General features: G+C 65.1%; 16 protein-coding genes and 1 pseudogene. 15 read left to right on the plus strand and 2 right to left on the minus strand.

What is annotated here, in order from left to right:
- Positions 1-522 precede the first annotated feature (522 nt).
- From flgB to flgL, 15 genes and pseudogenes are all read left to right on the plus strand, one after another.
- Positions 523-927: a flagellar basal body rod protein FlgB gene (flgB, locus tag AC1DUN_RS11795; protein WP_477660913.1), complete on the plus strand. Its 405-nt coding sequence runs from the start codon at positions 523-525 to the stop codon at positions 925-927.
- 35 nt (positions 928-962) lie between these two features.
- Entirely contained in the window at positions 963-1,124 is a 162-nt protein-coding gene (locus AC1DUN_RS11800; RefSeq protein WP_477714115.1) for a hypothetical protein, read from the plus strand.
- Between the two features lie 35 nt (positions 1,125-1,159).
- Positions 1,160-1,576 (plus strand): flagellar basal body rod protein FlgC, encoded by a 417-nt coding sequence (flgC, locus tag AC1DUN_RS11805; RefSeq protein ID WP_477714116.1) that lies wholly within the window; start codon positions 1,160-1,162, stop codon positions 1,574-1,576.
- Between the two features lie 38 nt (positions 1,577-1,614).
- A complete protein-coding gene (locus AC1DUN_RS11810) occupies positions 1,615-2,280 on the plus strand; it encodes a flagellar hook assembly protein FlgD (protein ID WP_477714117.1) in 666 nt (221 codons plus the stop codon).
- Between the two features lie 91 nt (positions 2,281-2,371).
- Positions 2,372-3,658, plus strand: a complete 1,287-nt coding sequence (gene flgE, locus AC1DUN_RS11815) for a flagellar hook protein FlgE (protein ID WP_477714118.1) — start codon at positions 2,372-2,374, stop codon at positions 3,656-3,658.
- A gap of 43 nt (positions 3,659-3,701) precedes the next feature.
- Positions 3,702-4,442, plus strand: coding sequence for a flagellar basal body rod protein FlgF (locus tag AC1DUN_RS11820; protein ID WP_477714119.1), 741 nt, complete (start codon positions 3,702-3,704; stop codon positions 4,440-4,442).
- Between the two features lie 70 nt (positions 4,443-4,512).
- Positions 4,513-5,295, plus strand: coding sequence for a flagellar basal-body rod protein FlgG (flgG, locus tag AC1DUN_RS11825; protein ID WP_477660918.1), 783 nt, complete (start codon positions 4,513-4,515; stop codon positions 5,293-5,295).
- Positions 5,295-5,966: a flagellar basal body L-ring protein FlgH gene (locus AC1DUN_RS11830; RefSeq protein ID WP_477714120.1), complete on the plus strand. Its 672-nt coding sequence runs from the start codon at positions 5,295-5,297 to the stop codon at positions 5,964-5,966. The genes flgG and AC1DUN_RS11830 overlap by 1 nt, the downstream gene beginning before the upstream one ends.
- 2 nt (positions 5,967-5,968) lie before the next feature.
- Positions 5,969-7,111, plus strand: coding sequence for a flagellar basal body P-ring protein FlgI (locus tag AC1DUN_RS11835; protein WP_477714121.1), 1,143 nt, complete (start codon positions 5,969-5,971; stop codon positions 7,109-7,111).
- On the plus strand, positions 7,111-8,049 hold the full coding sequence (gene flgJ / locus AC1DUN_RS11840) for a flagellar assembly peptidoglycan hydrolase FlgJ (RefSeq protein WP_477714122.1): 939 nt from the start codon (positions 7,111-7,113) through the stop codon (positions 8,047-8,049). Before AC1DUN_RS11835 ends, flgJ begins: the two co-directional genes overlap by 1 nt.
- A gap of 52 nt (positions 8,050-8,101) precedes the next feature.
- Positions 8,102-9,799 (plus strand): methyl-accepting chemotaxis protein, encoded by a 1,698-nt coding sequence (locus AC1DUN_RS11845; protein WP_477714123.1) that lies wholly within the window; start codon positions 8,102-8,104, stop codon positions 9,797-9,799.
- Positions 9,800-9,854: 55 nt separating this feature from the next.
- Positions 9,855-11,579 carry a methyl-accepting chemotaxis protein gene (locus tag AC1DUN_RS11850; RefSeq protein ID WP_477714124.1) on the plus strand — a complete coding sequence of 575 codons (1,725 nt, stop codon included), beginning with the start codon at positions 9,855-9,857 and terminating at the stop codon, positions 11,577-11,579.
- 124 nt (positions 11,580-11,703) lie between these two features.
- Positions 11,704-12,057, plus strand: a pseudogene (locus tag AC1DUN_RS11855) (methyl-accepting chemotaxis protein); the annotation flags it as partial.
- Between the two features lie 336 nt (positions 12,058-12,393).
- On the plus strand, positions 12,394-14,379 hold the full coding sequence (gene flgK, locus AC1DUN_RS11860; RefSeq protein WP_477714125.1) for a flagellar hook-associated protein FlgK: 1,986 nt from the start codon (positions 12,394-12,396) through the stop codon (positions 14,377-14,379).
- 10 nt (positions 14,380-14,389) lie between these two features.
- The gene (gene flgL, locus AC1DUN_RS11865; RefSeq protein ID WP_477714126.1) at positions 14,390-15,607 is read left to right on the plus strand and encodes a flagellar hook-associated protein FlgL; all 1,218 of its coding nucleotides are present in this window, start codon (positions 14,390-14,392) and stop codon (positions 15,605-15,607) included.
- Positions 15,608-15,799: 192 nt separating this feature from the next.
- Here the strand turns inward: flgL and fliR are convergent, their stop codons facing one another.
- Both fliR and fliQ read right to left on the minus strand, forming a co-directional pair.
- Complete coding sequence (fliR, locus tag AC1DUN_RS11870) at positions 15,800-16,594, minus strand: flagellar biosynthetic protein FliR (protein WP_477714127.1); 795 nt, start codon at positions 16,592-16,594, stop codon at positions 15,800-15,802.
- A gap of 30 nt (positions 16,595-16,624) precedes the next feature.
- Positions 16,625-16,894: a flagellar biosynthesis protein FliQ gene (fliQ, locus tag AC1DUN_RS11875; protein ID WP_477714128.1), complete on the minus strand. Its 270-nt coding sequence runs from the start codon at positions 16,892-16,894 to the stop codon at positions 16,625-16,627.
- Between the last annotated feature and the right edge of the window lie 8 nt (positions 16,895-16,902).

Here is a 16,902-nt window from a genome sequence, read left to right on the forward strand (position 1 = left end):
GTTGTACTCAAAATTTCATCCCTGTCTCTGCACGCCAGCTACATGACTTTCTTCATGATGGTTTTCATCTGCGTAAATCTGCGAAATCTGTGGATATGAAATTCTTCTATCCGCAGATTACGCAGATTTCCACAGATTGAAGAGAAAGCGGTTGTACGCAAAATTTCATCCCTATCTCTGCACGCTGGCTACATGACTTTCATCATGATGGTTTTCATCTGCGTCAATCTGCGAAATCTGTGGATATGAATTTCTTTTATCCGCAGATTTCCACAGATTCTAGAAATCGGCAGCACAAGCCAAGGCCTGAAATGCGCGGCAATCGGCCTGCTGTTCATCCGATTGAAAAACGTCCGCCGGTAGTGCAATGCGTAGCTGCGACAAAGCCTGCGGCGCCGCCGGCAAGGCCTGAATTGGCCGGCTAAACGCCGTCTGTTCCGCTGATTAAAAAAGCAGGCAATTCCTACAATTTTTCAAAGGCGGCACTGCGCGGGCGCGGTGCCCAAGCACGGAGAAAAGGCAATGATGGACAAACTGGATTCAGCGCTGCGCTTCCACCAGGAGGCGCTCAGCCTCAGGGCGCGGCGGCAGGAAGTGCTGTCGGCCAATATCGCGAACGCGGATACGCCGCACTACAAGGCGCGCGACTTCGACTTCAGCAGCCGGCTCACTGACGCGCTGGAGCGCGGCCGCCAGTCCATGTCCATGACCATGTCGACCACGTCGGCGCGCCACCTGCCCGGCGAGGCGCGCGCCTCGGGCGCGGACGAGCTGCTCTACCGCACGCCCGCGCAGTCCAGCATAGACGGCAACACGGTGGAGATGGACATGGAACGCGTCAACTTCGCCGACAACGCCATGCGCTACGAGGCCAACCTCACGCTGCTGGGCGCCAAGATCAAGTCGCTGCTGGCGGCGGCCCAGTAACCCACCCCTCACACACCACAACAAGGTTGCAACTCATGGCGGATTTCAACAGCTCCAGCGGCATCTTCGCGATTGCCGGTTCCGCCCTGACGGCGCAGTCGGAGCGCATGAACGTAGCCGACAACGCCATGCGCTACGAAGCCAACCTGACCTTGCTGGGCGCCAAGATCAAGTCGCTGCTGGCGGCGGCCCAGTAATCCCCTTACACCCCACACAAACCAGGTTTGCACCCATGCCGGATTTCAACAGCTCCAGCGGCATCTTCGCGATTGCCGGTTCCGCCCTGACGGCGCAGTCCCAGCGCATGAACGTGGCGGCCAGCAATATGGCCAATGCCGACAGCGTGGCCGGCCCCGACGGCCTGCCCTACCGCGCGCGCCAGGTGGTGTTTGAAACCGCACCCGTGCCCGGTGACGCCATAGGCGGCGTGCGCGTCTCGCGTGTCATTGAAGACGCCTCCCCCTTTCGCCTGGTGCACGACCCCAAGAACCCGGCCGCCAATGCCGAGGGTTATGTGGCCATGCCCAACGTCAACCCGGTGGAGGAGATGGTCAACATGATCTCGGCCTCGCGCTCCTACCAGGCCAACGTCGAGGTGCTCAACACCGCCAAGACGCTGATGCTCAAGACCCTGACCGTCGGCCAGTAAACGCCGCGCCATCCCTTTGCCCCCACAGGAGAATTTTCATGGCCGTGAACGCCCCCGCCGCATCCGACCCCGCGAGCACGCTGAACGCCCTGGCCTCGAAGCAGGGTTCCGCCGCCGACAGCGAGCAACGTTTCCTCAAGCTGCTGGTCACGCAGCTGAACAACCAGGACCCGCTGAACCCGCTGGACAACGCGCAGCTGACCTCGCAGCTCGCGCAGATGAGCACCGTGAGCGGTATTGAAAAACTCAACGGCGCGGTGCAGTCGCTGCTGGCCCAGAGCGGTGCCAGCCAGGTGCTGCAGTCGGCCGCGCTGATAGGCCGCACCGTGCTGGTGCCGGGCAAGGAGGCGGTGGTCAAGGACGGCGTGCCGGAAAAATTCGGCATAGACCTGGCGGGCGCCGCCGACGCGGTGAAGGTCAGCGTGAAGAACGCGGCCGGCGAGGTGGTTCGCACTTTCGATTTGGGCGCGCTGCCGGCCGGCGTGAAGATGGTCGACTGGGACGGCAAGAGCGACACCGGCGCCGCCGTGCCCGACGGCAACTACAGCCTCAGCGTGACGGCCAAGGCCGGCAAGGAAGACGTGCAGTCCCTGGCGCTGACCTATGCCAAGGTCGCCAGCGTGGCGCAGGTCTACGGCGGTGCCTCGCTGGACCTGGGCGGCGGCCGCAAGGCCGGGCTCGACGAAGTCCGGCAGGTGCTCTGATTTTTTTGTGAGGTCGCGGCCTGACGGCCCCGGGGCAGCCGCCCCATTTCCCTTTAACCGCAAGCAATCAACTGAATAAAAAGGAAACACCATGGGTTTCGCACAAGGGGTGAGTGGCCTGAACGCCTCCGCCAGCAATCTCGACGTCATCGGCAACAACATCGCCAACTCGGGCACGGTGGGCTTCAAGTCGGGCAACACGCTGTTCTCCGACGTCTATGCGGGCTCGCGCGTCGGCCTGGGCACGCGGGTTGCGGCCGTGGTGCAGAACTTCAGCGCCGGCGCGGTGCAAAGCAGCACGCGCGGGCTGGACGTCGCCATCGTCAACGGTGACGGCTTCTTTCGCATGGCCAGCCCCAGCGGCGAGATCATGTATTCGCGCAACGGCCAGTTCGACCAGGATGCCGACGGTTTTATCGTCAATGCGGGCGGCCTGCGCCTGACCGGCTACCAGCGCTCGGCCAACGGCACGGTGGCCGGCGGCACGCCCGGCCCGCTGCAGCTGCCCACCGCGGCCATGGCGCCCAAGGCCACCCAAAGCATCGTCTCGCAGTACAACCTCGATTCGCGCAGCACGGTGCCCGCCGCCACGCCGTTCGACGCCAACAACTCGGCCACCTACAGCTATTCCAACCCGGTCAAGGTCTACGACTCGCTGGGCAACTCGCACGAGATCAACACCTTCTTCGTGAAGACCGGCCCCAACGCCTGGAGCGTCTACGCCACGGCCGACGGCTACCCGCTCAACGCGACCGGCGGCATGATCGCCGCGCCCACGCCGGCCGGCCCGCCGGTGGTAGCCAACAGCGCGCCGCTGGCCACCGGCACCCTGGGTTTTGACGGCAACGGCAACCTGATCCCCGGCGCGCCCACCACGCTGGTCGGCGGCAAGATCAACTTCGCGGGCCTGAACTTCGCCAACGGCGCGAACGCGATGACGTTCACCATGGACCTGACCAGCTCCACCCAGTTCGGCAACGTCAACGACCCGAAAAAGCTCACGCAGGACGGTTTCACCTCGGGCCAGCTCACGGCCTTCGCGATCAACGAGGACGGCACCATCACCGGCAAGTACTCCAACGAGCAGACCCAGACCCTGGGCCAGGTCGTGCTGTCTTCCTTTGTGAACCCCAACGGCCTGCAGCCCAAGGGCGACAACGTCTGGGCCGAGACCGCCGAATCGGGCCAGCCCCTGACCGGCTCGCCGGGCAGCGGCACCAAGCTGGGCGCGCTGGCCTCGGGCGCGGTCGAGGCCTCCAACGTGGACCTGACCGGCGAGCTCGTCAACCTGATCATCGCGCAGCGCACCTACCAGGCCAATGCGCAGACCGTCAAGACTCAGGACCAGGTCATGCAGACCCTGGTGAACATGCGCTGATGTCGGCGCATTGATGCATCGGACGTAAGAAGCAAGGAACAGCATGGACCGGATGATTTACATAGGCCTGGGCGGTGCCAAGCAGGCGCTGGAGCAGCAGGCTTCGGTGGCCCACAACATGGCCAATGTGTCCACGCCGGGCTTTCGCGCGCAGATCAACAGCTTTCGCGCCGTGCCCGTGGTCGGCGTGGAAATGGGCACGCGCGCGCTGGTGGTGGCGACCACGCCGGGTGCCGACATGAGCGCCGGCCCCTTGATGCAGACCGGCCGGCCGCTGGACGTCGCGGTGCGCGGCGAGGGCTGGCTGACGGTGCAGATGCCCGACGGCAGCGAAGCCTACACGCGCCTGGGCAACCTGCAGGTGGGCGCCGAGGGCCAGGTCAGCACGCAGGGCGGCCGCCCCCTGATGGGCGACGCCGGCCCGCTGGTGGTGCCGCCGGGCTCCGCGCTGGTGGTGGGCGGCGACGGTGTGCTCACCGCCCTAGGCGCGGGCGACCCGGCCGTGGGCGCGGCTGAAGTCGGCCGCCTCAAGCTGGTCAACCCGGCCGCGGCCGACCTGGTGCGCGGTGACGACGGCCTGTTCCGCATGCAGGCCGGCCGGCCCGCGCCGCAGGCCGACCCGGATGTGCGCCTGCAGACCGGCGCGCTGGAAGGCAGCAACGTCAACCCGGTCGAGGCCATGGTGCAGATGATTTCCAATGCGCGGCGTTTCGAGATGCAGATGAAGACCCTGCAGACCGCCGAGAACAACGAGCAGCAGGCCAACAAGCTGCTGTCGAGCTGAGCCGGCCTTTGACGCCTTGGCGCCTTTTATCGACACCCTTTATTGACACTTCCCCCGCAGGAGTTTTCCCATGATTCGTTCCCTCTGGATCGCCAAGACCGGCCTGGATGCGCAGCAGACCCAGCTCGACGTGGTCTCCAACAACCTGGCCAACGTGGGCACCACGGGCTTCAAGCGCAGCCGCGCGGTGTTTGAAGATTTGCTCTACCAGAACCTGCGCCAGAGCGGCGGCCAGACCTCGGACCAGACCCGCATGCCCTCCGGCCTGCAGATAGGCACGGGCGCGCGCGTGGTGGCCACCGAGCGCATACACACCCAGGGCAACCCGACCAAGACCGACAACCCGCGCGACGTGTCCATCAACGGCAGCGGGTTTTTCCAGGTGCTGATGCCCGACGGCACCAATGCCTACACACGCGACGGCTCCTTCCAGCCCGACCAGAACGGCCAGCTGGTGACGGCCAACGGCTACCCGCTGCAGCCGGCCATCACGCTGCCGCAGGACACCACCGGTATGACCATAGGCCGCGACGGCACGGTCTCCATCACCCAGGGCGGCTCCAGCGCCAGCGTGCAAATAGGCCAGATCCAGCTTGCGACCTTTATGAACCCCGCGGGCCTGGAGAGCAAGGGCGAGAACCTCTATGTGGAAACCGACGCCTCGGGCGGCGCCAACCAGACCGCGCCCGGCCAGAACGGCGCGGGCGTGCTGAACCAGGGTTACGTCGAGTCGTCGAACGTGAACGTGGTGGAGGAACTGGTCAACATGATCCAGACCCAGCGCGCCTACGAGATCAACAGCAAAGCGGTGCAGACATCCGACCAGATGCTCGCGCGCCTGGCGCAGCTGTGATGCGAGGCTGTGTGCTGGCCGCCGCCGGGCTGCTGCTGGGCGGCTGCGCCCAGCTGCCGCGCGAGCCCATCGTGCACCAGCCCATGACGGCGCGCTACGACGCGCAGCCGCGGCCGGCCGTGCCGGCCTATGGCTCGATCTACCGCACCAGTTTTGGCGCGCAGGCGCTGTTCGAGGACAGGCGGCCGCGCCAGGTGGGCGACATCCTGACCATCGTCATCAACGAGAACATCAACGCCAGCAAAAATTCGGCCGCCGACGCCAGCCGCACCAGCAGCGCCACCTCGGCCCTGGGCCTGGTGCCCAAGCTGCTCAGCGGCCTGGTCTCCAGCGACCAGGACGCCGACGCCAGCGGCAAGAACACCATGAGCGCCAAGGGCGGCGCCAATTCCAAGAACACCTTTAACGGCGTGATCACGGTCACCGTGGTGGAGCTGCTGGCCAACGGCAACCTGCTGGTCAGCGGCGAGAAACAGATGCTGATCAACCAGGGCACGGAATACATACGCTTTTCCGGCGTGGTCAACCCGCGCACCGTGGGCGCCAACAACGCCGTGCCCTCAACCCAGGTGGCCGACGCACGCATCGAATACAGCGCCAAAGGTTATATCGACGAAGCGCAGACCATGGGCTGGCTGCAGCGCGTCTTCCTCAACGTCTTGCCGTTCTGACCATGCCGCACTCCCTGCCTCATTTCACCTTTGCGGGCGCCCGGGCGCTCAGGCTGTGCCTGCTGCTGCCGGCCCTGATCGCCTTGCCGGTGCTGCCGGTGCAGGCCGAGCGCATCAAGGACCTGGCCAGCATCCAGGGCGTGCGCGACAACCCGCTGATCGGCTACGGCCTGATGGTGGGCCTGGACGGCAGCGGCGACCAGACCATGCAGACGCCTTTCACGACACAAAGCCTCAACAACATGCTGGGCCAGCTCGGCGTGACGGTGCCGCCCGGCACCAATATGCAGCTCAAGAACGTGGCGGCCGTGATGGTGACCGCCGTGCTGCCGCCCTTTGCGCGTCCCGGCCAGGCCATAGACGTCACGGTCTCGTCGCTGGGCAATGCCAAAAGCCTGCGCGGCGGCACCTTGCTGATGACGCCGCTCAAGGGCGCGGACGGCCAGGTCTACGCGCTCGCGCAGGGCAATATGGTGGTGGGCGGCGCGGGTGCCTCGGCCAGCGGCACCCAGGTCAAGGTCAACCAGCTCAGTTCGGGCCGCATCCCGGCCGGCGCGATTGTCGAGCGCGCGGTGGAGTCCCCGCTGGGCGGCGACGGCACCTTGACGATTGAACTCAACAAGACCGATTTCGGCACCGCGCAAAAAGCCGTGGACGCCATCAACCGCAGCTTTGGCCCTGGCACGGCGCAGGCGCTGGATGCGCGCGTGATCCAGGTCAATGCGCCGCCCCGGCCCGAGGAGCGTGTCGGTTTCCTGGCCCGCATCGAGGACATCGACGTGAACCCCTCGCAGGCCGTGGCCAGGGTGGTCATCAATGCGCGCACCGGCTCGGTGGTGATGAACCAGGCGGTGCGCATCAACGACTGCGCGGTGGCGCACGGCAGCCTGTCGGTGGTGATCAACACCGACCCGGTGATCAGCCAGCCCGGTGCGTTGTCCGGCGGCAGCACGGTTGCGACGCAGCGTTCGCAGATCGAGCTGAGCCAGGGCGGCGGCGCGCTGCAGGTCGTCAAGGGCGGCGCTTCGCTGGCCGAGGTGATCAAGGGCCTCAATGCCCTGGGCGCCAACCCGCAGGACCTGGTCTCCATCCTGCAGGCCATGAAGGCCGTGGGAGCGCTGCGCGCCGAACTCGAGATTATCTGATGCGCGACATCGGCCTTGCAGGTTTGAACAGCTTGGGCACTCCGGCCGCCGGCGTGCTGGACCAGCGCCTGTCGCTGGATGTGCAGGGTGTGGACGAGCTCAGGCGCACGGCGCGCAGCTCGCCGCAGGAAGGCATGCGGCAAGCATCCAAGCAGTTTGAAGTGATGTTCATGAGCATGGTGCTCAAGAGCATGCGCGAGGCCACACCCTCGGAGGGCTTGTTCGGCAGCCAGTCCGAAAAAATGTACACCTCCATGCTGGACCAGCAGCTCGCCCAAAACCTGTCAGGCCGCGGCCTGGGCCTGGCCGATGCCATGTATGCGCAGCTCAGCCGCATGGCGGGCGGCGAGGCCGGCGCGGTGGCGCCCAAAGCTGTTCCGCTGCCGCTTCCAACGCCGGCTGTTCCCTTGAGCGGCGCGCCCGACCTGTCGCTCTATGAGGAAGCCACGGCGCAGGCAACCCTGAGCCGCAGCGCGCTGCCACAGGCGCATGTCGAGGCCTTTGTCTCGCGCCTGCTGCCGGCCGCGCAGCGCGCCAGCGAAGCCAGCGGCGTGCCTGCGCAGCTGATCCTGGCGCAGGCGGCGCTGGAGTCCGGCTGGGGCAAGCGCGAAATCCGCAAGGAAGACGGCAGCAGCAGCTTTAACGTCTTCGGCATCAAGGCCGACCGAAGCTGGAAAGGCCCCGTGGCCGAAAGCGCCACCACCGAATACCTCAACGGCGTGCCGCAGAAAACCCGGGCCGCCTTCCGCGCCTATGGCTCTTATGACGAGGCTTTCGCCGACTACGCGAAATTCCTCGCCGGCAACCCACGCTACTCCGGCGTGCTGGCCGCACGCGACCCGGCCGAGGCCGCGCACGGCCTGCAGCGCGCCGGTTATGCGACCGATCCCGAGTACGGCGGAAAACTGGTGCGCATCATGCGGCAGATGAGCGCCTGAGCAGCACCAGGCCGCCGATCAAAACAAGCACCCCACATCCAAGAGTTTTTTCATGATGATCCGTAATTTCAAAATCGGCACACGCCTGGGCCTGGGCTTCGCGCTCGTGCTGCTGTTCCTGACCGCCATCGCTGCCTTGGGCATCTGGCGGCTGCAAAGCGTGGGCCATGCGACCAGCGACATGGCCGAGCGCGCCCTGGTCAAGGAGCGGCTCGCGGCCGACTGGCTGGTGGCCACCAGCACCAACAGCGTGCGCACCTTCGCGCTGGTCAAGACCACCGATGCGCAGGACCAGCAATACTTCCAGAAGGCCATCGCCAAAACCAGCCTCACCATCACCGAGACCTCGGGAAAGCTGCTGGCCATGCTGGACACGCCCGAGGAAAAAAAGATTTACGAAGACAGCCTGGCCAAACGCGCCGCCTATGTCGGCCTGCGCGCGCAGGCGCTCAAACTGAAAGACGAAGGCCGGGCGGAGCAGGCGCTGGAACTGGTCGACAAGCAGCTGGTGCCGGCGCTGGACGCTTACGACGCGAGCATACGCGCCATGCTGTCTTTCCAGAAGGCCAACATCGACAGCACCGTCAGCGGCATAGACCTGCTGTACCGCTCGAGCCGGCTCAGCCTGGCCGCCATGGCCGCCGTTGCCCTGGCGCTGGGCGGCCTGCTGTCCTGGTGGCTCACGCTGGGCATCACCCGGCCTTTGAGCCGGGCCCTCAAGGTGGCCGAAACCGTGGCGGCCGGGGACCTGACCAGCCGCATCGTGGTGAACAGCAGCGACGAGACCGGCCAGCTGATGCGGGCCCTCAAGAACATGAACGACAGCCTGGTGGGCATTGTCGGCAATGTGCGCAGCGGCACGGACACGATTGCAACGGCCAGCAGCCAGATCGCATCCGGCAACCATGACCTCTCATCACGCACCGAGCAGCAGGCGAGCTCGCTCGAAGAAACCGCCGCTTCGATGGAAGAGCTGACCTCCACCGTCAAACAGAATGCCGACAACGCGCGCCAGGCCAACCAGCTGGCGGTGTCGGCTTCCAGCGTCGCGGTCAAAGGCGGCAGCGTGGTGGCCGAGGTGGTGGACACCATGGGCGCGATCAATGCCTCTTCCAGAAAAATCGTCGACATCATTGGTGTGATTGATGGGATCGCCTTCCAGACCAATATCCTGGCGCTCAATGCCGCCGTGGAAGCGGCGCGTGCCGGTGAACAGGGCCGGGGTTTTGCGGTGGTCGCGGCCGAGGTCAGAAGCCTGGCGCAACGCAGCGCCGGCGCGGCCAAGGAGATCAAGGTGCTGATAGGCGACTCGGTCGACAAGGTCGAGGAAGGCAGCAAACAGGTGGCCGAAGCCGGCAAGACCATGGACGAGATTGTCGACAGCGTGAAGAGGGTGACCGACATCATGGCCGAGATCGCCGCGGCCAGCCAGGAACAGACCTCGGGGATAGAGCAGATCAACCAGGCCATCACGCAGATGGACCAGGTCACGCAGCAGAACGCGGCACTCGTTGAACAAGCGGCCGCAGCGGCGTCGTCGCTACAGGAGCAGGCCCATGTGCTGTCGGACGCGGTCAGCGTGTTCAAGCTTGAAGACGACTATGCCGTGCAGCGGACCGCCCAGGCCCTGCGGCCGGCCGCGGCGCACAGACAACCACCCCCGGCCCGGCAGGCCATCGCCTCGCCTGGCCGCAAGCTCGCAACGAAAAAGGAGATCGCCCTGGCAGGCGATGACTGGGAGACGCTTTAGTTTTGAGTTGAGTTAATCCGGCGCGGGCATCCGCGACCCTACAAGGAATAAAAATATGCAATGGTTTCATCAACTTCGTGTCATGACCAAACTGGTCGGCAGCTTTCTGATCGTGGCGGCCATAGGCGCCATCATCGGCGGGCTGGGCATTTTCCACATGGGCCGCATCAGCGCCGCCACCGAGAACCTCTACAACCAGGAGGTGCTCGCGCTCAAGGGCGTGCAGGAGGCGAATATCCACCTGGTCTACGCCAGCCGGGCGCAGCTGGGTTTGCTGTCGGCCTCGTCCATGGGCGAGCGCAACACCGGCAAAAAAGACATAGGGGCGGCGCTGCAAGGCATTGAGGACCGCATGGCCGAGGTCAAGCCGCTGCTCGAAGACGAAGCCAAGGGCCTGGCGCTGTACCAGCAGTACGCCGCCAAAATGCCGCAGCTCAAGCAGCGGATGAACGACTTTGTGGCCTTGCTGATGAAGCAGTCGCTGGACTCCTCGCAGTACGACGGCAAGGTGGCCGAGGACAGCGCCGTGCTGCTCAAGGAATCGCGTGTGGTCGAGGACATCCTGCAGCAGATGGTGGCCTACAGCGACGGGCAGGCCAAGGCCAGCATGGAGCATGTGGCCGCCACCTACCGCAACTCGCGCCTGGCCATGGTGGTGCTGGTGCTGGGCGGTATCGCGGCCAGCGTGGGCCTGGGTGTGGTGATGGCGCGCATGCTGGGCCGGCAGATAGGCGGCGAGCCGGCCTATGCCGCGACCGTTGTGGACCGCGTGGCCCAGGGCGACCTGACGGTGCATGTGGCGCTGCGCAAGGGCGACAGCCAAAGCCTGCTGTATGCCATCCACAAGATGCAGCAGGAACTCGCGCGTGTCATCAGCCAGATCCGCCAGGCCAGCGGCACCATCGCGACCGCCAGCAGCGAGATCGCGGCCGGCAACCATGACTTGTCGTCTCGCACCGAGCAGCAGGCCAGCTCGCTGGAAGAAACGGCAGCCTCGATGGAAGAGCTGACTTCCACCGTCAAACAGAATGCCGACAACGCGCGCCAGGCCAACCAGCTGGCGGTGTCCGCTTCGAGTGTTGCCGTCAAGGGTGGCACGGTGGTCGCTGAAGTGGTGGGCACCATGGGCGCGATCAATGCATCCTCGCGCAAGATTGTCGACATCATTGGCGTGATTGACGGCATCGCCTTCCAGACCAATATCCTGGCCCTGAATGCCGCGGTGGAAGCCGCGCGCGCCGGCGAGCAGGGCCGGGGCTTTGCGGTCGTGGCCGCCGAAGTGCGCAACCTGGCCCAGCGCAGCGCGGCGGCCGCCAAGGAAATCAAGACCCTGATCGATGATTCGGTGAGCAAGGTTGAAGAGGGCAGCAGCCAGGTGGCCGAAGCCGGCAAGACCATGGACGAGATCGTTGACAGCGTGAAGAGGGTGACCGACATCATGGCCGAGATCACGGCGGCCAGCCAGGAGCAGACCTCCGGCATCGAACAGATCAACCAGGCGATCACGCAGATGGACCAGGTCACGCAGCAGAATGCGGCCCTCGTTGAGCAGGCGGCCGCCGCGGCTTCGTCGCTGCAGGAGCAGGCCGGCGGCCTGTCGGACGCGGTCAGCGTGTTCAAGCTGCAAGGGGGCGATATGCCACAGCAGCAGCCCACGCCGCGCCGCCCGGCCAGCCCGGTTCGACCGGTGGCGACACCGAAACAGCCGCCCCAGGCCCGCCAGGCCATCGCGCCGCCGCTGGCGGCCGGCGCGGGTGGCGGCCGCTGGGAGACTTTCTAAGCAAAAGAGCCGGCGCGGCGTGGCAAATTGCTCAAGTTTTGCCGCAGCCGGCCGATAAGCAGGGGCGAGGCGTGCCGCGGGCATGGCCTTGCAAGCCGACACCATTGATTTTCAAGGAGTGCGCATGCACACGACCACCAGCCATCCTGTATCGACGATTGAAGAAAAATCGCCGGCACCCACCCTGGGCTACCCGGGCCTGGCCGCCGGCCCGCTGCCGGCCGAAAAAGTCGCCGACATCATAGGCATGATCGACGGCATCGCGCTGCGCACCCGCAGCCTGGCCCACGCCGCGGCCGAAGCGGCCCATGCCGGCGAGCAGGCCCGGGGTTTTGCCTTGATGGCCGCCGAAGTCAAAAGCCTGGCCCAGCGCAGCGCGGCGGCGGTCCGGGAAATCAAGGGACTGATTGGCGACTCCGTCTACAAGGCCGGCCAGGCCGAGGAAGAGCGCCGTCAGCAGTTTGAGGAACGCGCCAAGCGCTGGCAGCGTTCATTGACTGTCTAAATTCATATCCGCAGATGACGCAGATTTACACAGATAAAAAACAAAACGCAATGCAAGGTCGTGTGGCAGACCTATGAGGACAGGGTTGACGCCCAGGTACAAATCCCTTCTCTTCAATCTGTGTACATCTGCGTAAATCTGCGGATAAACACTTCTGCGGATTCAAATTCCCAACTGAGGCAGCCAGGTTCACTCTCAAGTTCCTCCAGGCCCAGCCGTTATCACTCTATATATAGACATCCGTGATGTGCTACCCGCATTCCCCAGGCGCTCCCCAGGCAGCGCATGCCGCCTTGAAAGACCCGATTTATGTCCAATAGCATGTTTTACACCGGGCTGAGCGGCCTCAACGCCGCGCAGGCCGCGCTGGTGACCACCGGCCACAACACCGCCAACGTCAACACGCCCGGCTACAGCCGCCAGTCCGCGCAGGTCGCAACCGCTGGCGGCGTGTACCGTGCCAGCGTGGGTTTTTTCGGCAGCGGCGCCAAGGTGGTCGACGTGACCCGCAGCTACGACGCCTACCTGGCCTCGCAGCTCAACCAGGCGCAGTCGCTGAACCAGTCGCTCACGACCTATTACACGCAGATCAGCCAGATCGACAACCTGCTGGCCAACCAGAAAGCCGGCCTGGCGCCCCAGCTGCAGTCGCTGTTCACCAACATCCAGGCGGTGGCCAACACGCCGGCCGACCCGGCCGCGCGCCAGCAGCTGATCAGCTCCGCCCAGGCCGCGGCCAACCAGTTCCGCTCCATGGACCAGTACCTGAGCGGCCTGAACAAAACCACCAACGACCAGATCTCTGGTACCGTCGACCAGATCAACAGCTATGCCGAGCAGATCGCCAGCCTCAACAAACAGGTGGCCCTGCTCAGCAACGCCTCGGGCGGCCAGGCCCCCAACGACCTGCTGGACCAGCGCGACCAGCTCGTCAACCAGCTCGGGCTGCTGGTGGGCACCAAGCTGGTGGTGCAGGACGGCGGCCAGTACAACATCACCATAGGCAATGGCCAGTCCCTGGTGCTGGGCGACAGCGCCAACAAGCTTGCGGCGGTACGCTCGGCGGCCGACCCCAGCCGAACGGCCGTCGCGGTGGTCAATGCGGCCGGCATGGCGGTGCAGATGCCGGACAGCATGCTCAGCGGCGGCGCCCTGGGTGGGTTGATGCAGTTCCGCAACGAAACCCTGGCCCCCGCGCAGAACGCGCTGGGCCGTATCGCGATCGCGCTGTCGGACGCCTTCAATGCCCAGCACAAACTGGGCATAGACCTGAACGGCGCGCTGGGCGGCGACTTCTTCTCGCAGGCCAGTCCCGGCCTGCTGGCCAACAGCCGCAACACCGGCAACCTGGTGCTCACGCCCTCGTTTTCCAACACCAGCCAGCTGACCACCAGCGACTACCGCCTGGACGTGGGCGCCGGCCCCAGCTACACGCTGACCCGCCTGTCGGACAACCAGGTGATACCGATGACCGCGGGTTTCCCGGGCGCCGCGCCCGCCAACACCACGAGCTTTGACGGCGTCACGCTGACCTTGGCCAGCGGCGCCGGCGCGCCCGGCGATTCGTTTTTGATCCAGCCCACGCGCACCGGCGCGCGCGACCTCACGGTGCTGGTCAGCGACCCGGCCAAGATCGCGGCGGCTTCGCCCATAGCTACCGGCAACACGGCCGCCAACCAGGGCAGCGGCAAGATCAGCGCCGGCAAGGTGGATGCGGCCTACCCCGCCACGCCGCTGGCCGCGAAGGTGACGCTCACTTACGACGCGGCCACCAACCAGCTGTCGGGCTTCCCGGCCGGCGCGGCCGTGACCGTGACGCGCGCCGACGGCACGCCCGACCCGGCCAGCCCGTACGCGCCCGGTGCCTCCGTCAGCTACACACCGGGCGCGACCCTGAGTTTTAACGGCATCAGCCTCACGATCAGCGGCACGCCGGCCAACGGCGACAGCTTTACCGTGGACAAAAACACCGGCGGCATCTCCGACGGCAGCAACGCGCTGCTGCTGGGCGCGCTACAGAACAAAAAAACCATGGGCGGCGGCACGGCCAGCTTTAACGACTCGTACGCGCAGCTGGTCAGCAGCGTCGGCAACAAGGCCAGGCAGATCCAGATCGCCGGCACGGCGCAGACCAGCCTGGCCACGCAGATACGCTCGGCCCAGCAGTCGGTCTCCGGCGTCAACCAGGACGAGGAAACCGCCAACCTGCTGATGTTCCAGCAGATGTACCAGGCCAATGCCAAGGTCATACAGACGGCATCGACCATGTTTGACGCGGTCCTCGGGATCAACTAAGGAGCCCATGATGCGTATCAGCACCCAGTCTTTTTATGAACAAAGCCAGAGCGCCATGGGCTCGCAGCAAAGCAGCCTGCTGCGCGTGCAGCAGCAGATAGGCGCCATGACCAAGATCCTCGCGCCCTCGGACGACCCGCTGGGCGCCACGCGCGCGCTGGCGGTCTCGCAGTCCATCGCGCTGAACTCGCAGTACGCCACCAGCCGCAAGCAGGCCGGGCAGATGCTCTCGCTCGAAGAAAACTCCCTGCAAAGCGTGACCACCGTGCTGCAGAACGTCAAAAGCCTGCTGGTCGAGGCCGGCAACGGCACCATGACGGACGCCGACCGCGCCACCCTGGCCACCACCTTGCAAAGTGCGTTTGACCAGCTGCAGGGCCTGGCCAACACCGACGACGGCAACGGCCAGTTTTTGTTTGCCGGCTTCAAGACGGGCAGCCCGCCCTTTGTGAAACAGCCCGACGGCAGCATCCTCTATGCCGGCGACCAGGGCCAGCGCCTGATGCAGGTCGACGTGTCGCGCCAGATGGCCGGCAGCGACGACGGCCGCAGCATTTTCCAGAGCGTGCAGGGCGGCGCGGGTTATGTCACCCAGGCCCAGGCCGGCAACACCGGCAGCGGCGTGTTCGGCGCGACCTCGGTGACCAATATCGCCGACCCCAACTACGGAAAAGACTTCGTCATCACCTTCACCACGCCGACCACCTACCAGGTCGACACCAACACGCTGCCGCCGGTCGCCATCGTGCCTTCCACCATCTTCACCCCCGGCAGCCCGATTCAGTTCGGCGGCCTGCAGCTCAGCATCACCGGCGCGCCCGCAGCAGGCGACAGCTTCCACGTGGCCACCGCCAAGAACGCGGGCACCGACGTCTTCGCCGCCATCAGCGACGCCATCGCCGCGCTACGCGCCCCGGTCAACGGCGCCGGCCCGGCCGCGCAGTCCAAGCTGCTCAACGCCTTGAGCACCGCCAACCGCAAAATCACCAACGCCCACGACAACGTGCTCACGGTGCGCGCCTCTGTCGGCACCCGCCTGCAGGAACTCGACGCCCTGGGCGACACCGGTGACAGCCGCGCCCTCTACGACAAAAGCTATTTGTCAGACCTGCAGGACCTGGACTACGCCAGCGCGATTGCCGAGTTCTACCAGCGCCAGACTGCGCTCCAGGCCAGCCAGCAGACCTTTGTGCGGATTCAGCAGATTGCTTTGTTTAACTATCTGTGAAGGTGGGACGTCTGCGAATCTGCGGGTATAAATTCATCCGCAGATTTCGCAGATTGACACAGATGGAAGAGAGGGAGTTTGTACTCAGGACTTCATCTCTCTCTATCCCTGCATGCCAGCCGCCACACAACATGGCATTGCATTTGTCTTTATCTGCGGAAATCTGCGAAATCTGTGGATGGATTCATCTGCCTACTGCCGCAATCCCTGCAAAACCCCTAGCGTCCCCGCAAACGCGGCCGCGAAGCGCGGCTCCAGAAAGGGCGCGAGGTATTGCATCAACAGCTGCAGCATGGCAATGCCGGCCAGCAGGGTGATGGGGAAGCCGACCGCAAAAATGCTGAACTGCGGTGAGACGCGGTTCAGGATGCCCATGGCCAGGTTCAGGGTCAGCAGGGTGGCGATCAGCGGCAGGGCCAGCATGAGGCCGCCGGCCATGATCTCGCCGCCGGCATTGGCCAGCAGGAACCAGCCGCCGGCCGCCAGGGGCGCGTCGGAAATCGGCAAGGCCTGGAAGCTTTCGGCCAGCACCATGACCAGCATCAAATGGCCGTCGACCGCCAGAAAGATCAGCATGGCCATGACGTTGAGCAGGCGGGCGACGACCATGGTGTTGCCGCCGCTGGTGGGGTCGAAGAAAGACGCGAAGGACAAACCCATTTGCAGGCCTGCGTATTCACCGGCGGCCTGCACGGCCGCGAAGACCATGCGCATCGAGAAACCCATGGCCGCGCCAATCAGGATTTGCTGGACCAAAATCCAGAAGCCGGCCGCGGAGACTATGGGCACGGCCGGCATGGCGCCCAGCGTGGGTGCGACGACGATGGCCAGCAGTGCGGCCAGGGCGACCTTGGCGCGGCGCGGCACGGCGTGTTCGCTGAAGATGGGGGCGGTGCTGACCAGGGCCAGCATGCGTACAAAAGGCCATAAAAAAAACACCAGCCAGAGGTTGAGCTGGCCCGAGGTGGCCGAAAAAACCGGCTGCATGTTTTTCTTCTTGTCCGACGCGTGTCGGCCTCAGCCCACGATCTGCGGGATGGAGGAGAACAGGTTGCGCATGTAGTCCAGCACCAGGCCCAGCATCCAGGGCCCGGCGATCACCAGGGTGGCGAAGACGGCCAGCAGCTTGGGGATAAAGGACAGCGTCATTTCATTGATCTGCGTGGCGGCCTGGAACAGGCTGATCAGCAGGCCGGTGACCAGGGCCACCAGCAGCAGCGGCGCGCCCAGCAGCAGGGAGAGTTTCATGGCCTCATAGCCCAGCGCCATGACGGATTCGGGTGTCATCTATGCCC

The sequence above is a fragment of the Polaromonas sp. P4_F6 genome (assembly GCF_056401275.1).

What these genes read in the sequence shown, in the direction of transcription:
- flgB (WP_477660913.1), top strand. Translation starts at nt 523, where the DNA reads ATGATGGACAAACTGGATTCAGCGCTGCGCTTCCACCAGGAGGCGCTC.
- AC1DUN_RS11800 (WP_477714115.1), top strand. Translation starts at nt 963, where the DNA reads ATGGCGGATTTCAACAGCTCCAGCGGCATCTTCGCGATTGCCGGTTCC.
- flgC (WP_477714116.1), top strand. Translation starts at nt 1,160, where the DNA reads ATGCCGGATTTCAACAGCTCCAGCGGCATCTTCGCGATTGCCGGTTCC.
- AC1DUN_RS11810 (WP_477714117.1), top strand. Translation starts at nt 1,615, where the DNA reads ATGGCCGTGAACGCCCCCGCCGCATCCGACCCCGCGAGCACGCTGAAC.
- flgE (WP_477714118.1), top strand. Translation starts at nt 2,372, where the DNA reads ATGGGTTTCGCACAAGGGGTGAGTGGCCTGAACGCCTCCGCCAGCAAT.
- AC1DUN_RS11820 (WP_477714119.1), top strand. Translation starts at nt 3,702, where the DNA reads ATGGACCGGATGATTTACATAGGCCTGGGCGGTGCCAAGCAGGCGCTG.
- flgG (WP_477660918.1), top strand. Translation starts at nt 4,513, where the DNA reads ATGATTCGTTCCCTCTGGATCGCCAAGACCGGCCTGGATGCGCAGCAG.
- AC1DUN_RS11830 (WP_477714120.1), top strand. Translation starts at nt 5,295, where the DNA reads ATGCGAGGCTGTGTGCTGGCCGCCGCCGGGCTGCTGCTGGGCGGCTGC.
- AC1DUN_RS11835 (WP_477714121.1), top strand. Translation starts at nt 5,969, where the DNA reads ATGCCGCACTCCCTGCCTCATTTCACCTTTGCGGGCGCCCGGGCGCTC.
- flgJ (WP_477714122.1), top strand. Translation starts at nt 7,111, where the DNA reads ATGCGCGACATCGGCCTTGCAGGTTTGAACAGCTTGGGCACTCCGGCC.
- AC1DUN_RS11845 (WP_477714123.1), top strand. Translation starts at nt 8,102, where the DNA reads ATGATGATCCGTAATTTCAAAATCGGCACACGCCTGGGCCTGGGCTTC.
- AC1DUN_RS11850 (WP_477714124.1), top strand. Translation starts at nt 9,855, where the DNA reads ATGCAATGGTTTCATCAACTTCGTGTCATGACCAAACTGGTCGGCAGC.
- flgK (WP_477714125.1), top strand. Translation starts at nt 12,394, where the DNA reads ATGTCCAATAGCATGTTTTACACCGGGCTGAGCGGCCTCAACGCCGCG.
- flgL (WP_477714126.1), top strand. Translation starts at nt 14,390, where the DNA reads ATGCGTATCAGCACCCAGTCTTTTTATGAACAAAGCCAGAGCGCCATG.
- fliR (WP_477714127.1), bottom strand. Translation starts at nt 16,594, where the DNA reads ATGCAGCCGGTTTTTTCGGCCACCTCGGGCCAGCTCAACCTCTGGCTG.
- fliQ (WP_477714128.1), bottom strand. Translation starts at nt 16,894, where the DNA reads ATGACACCCGAATCCGTCATGGCGCTGGGCTATGAGGCCATGAAACTC.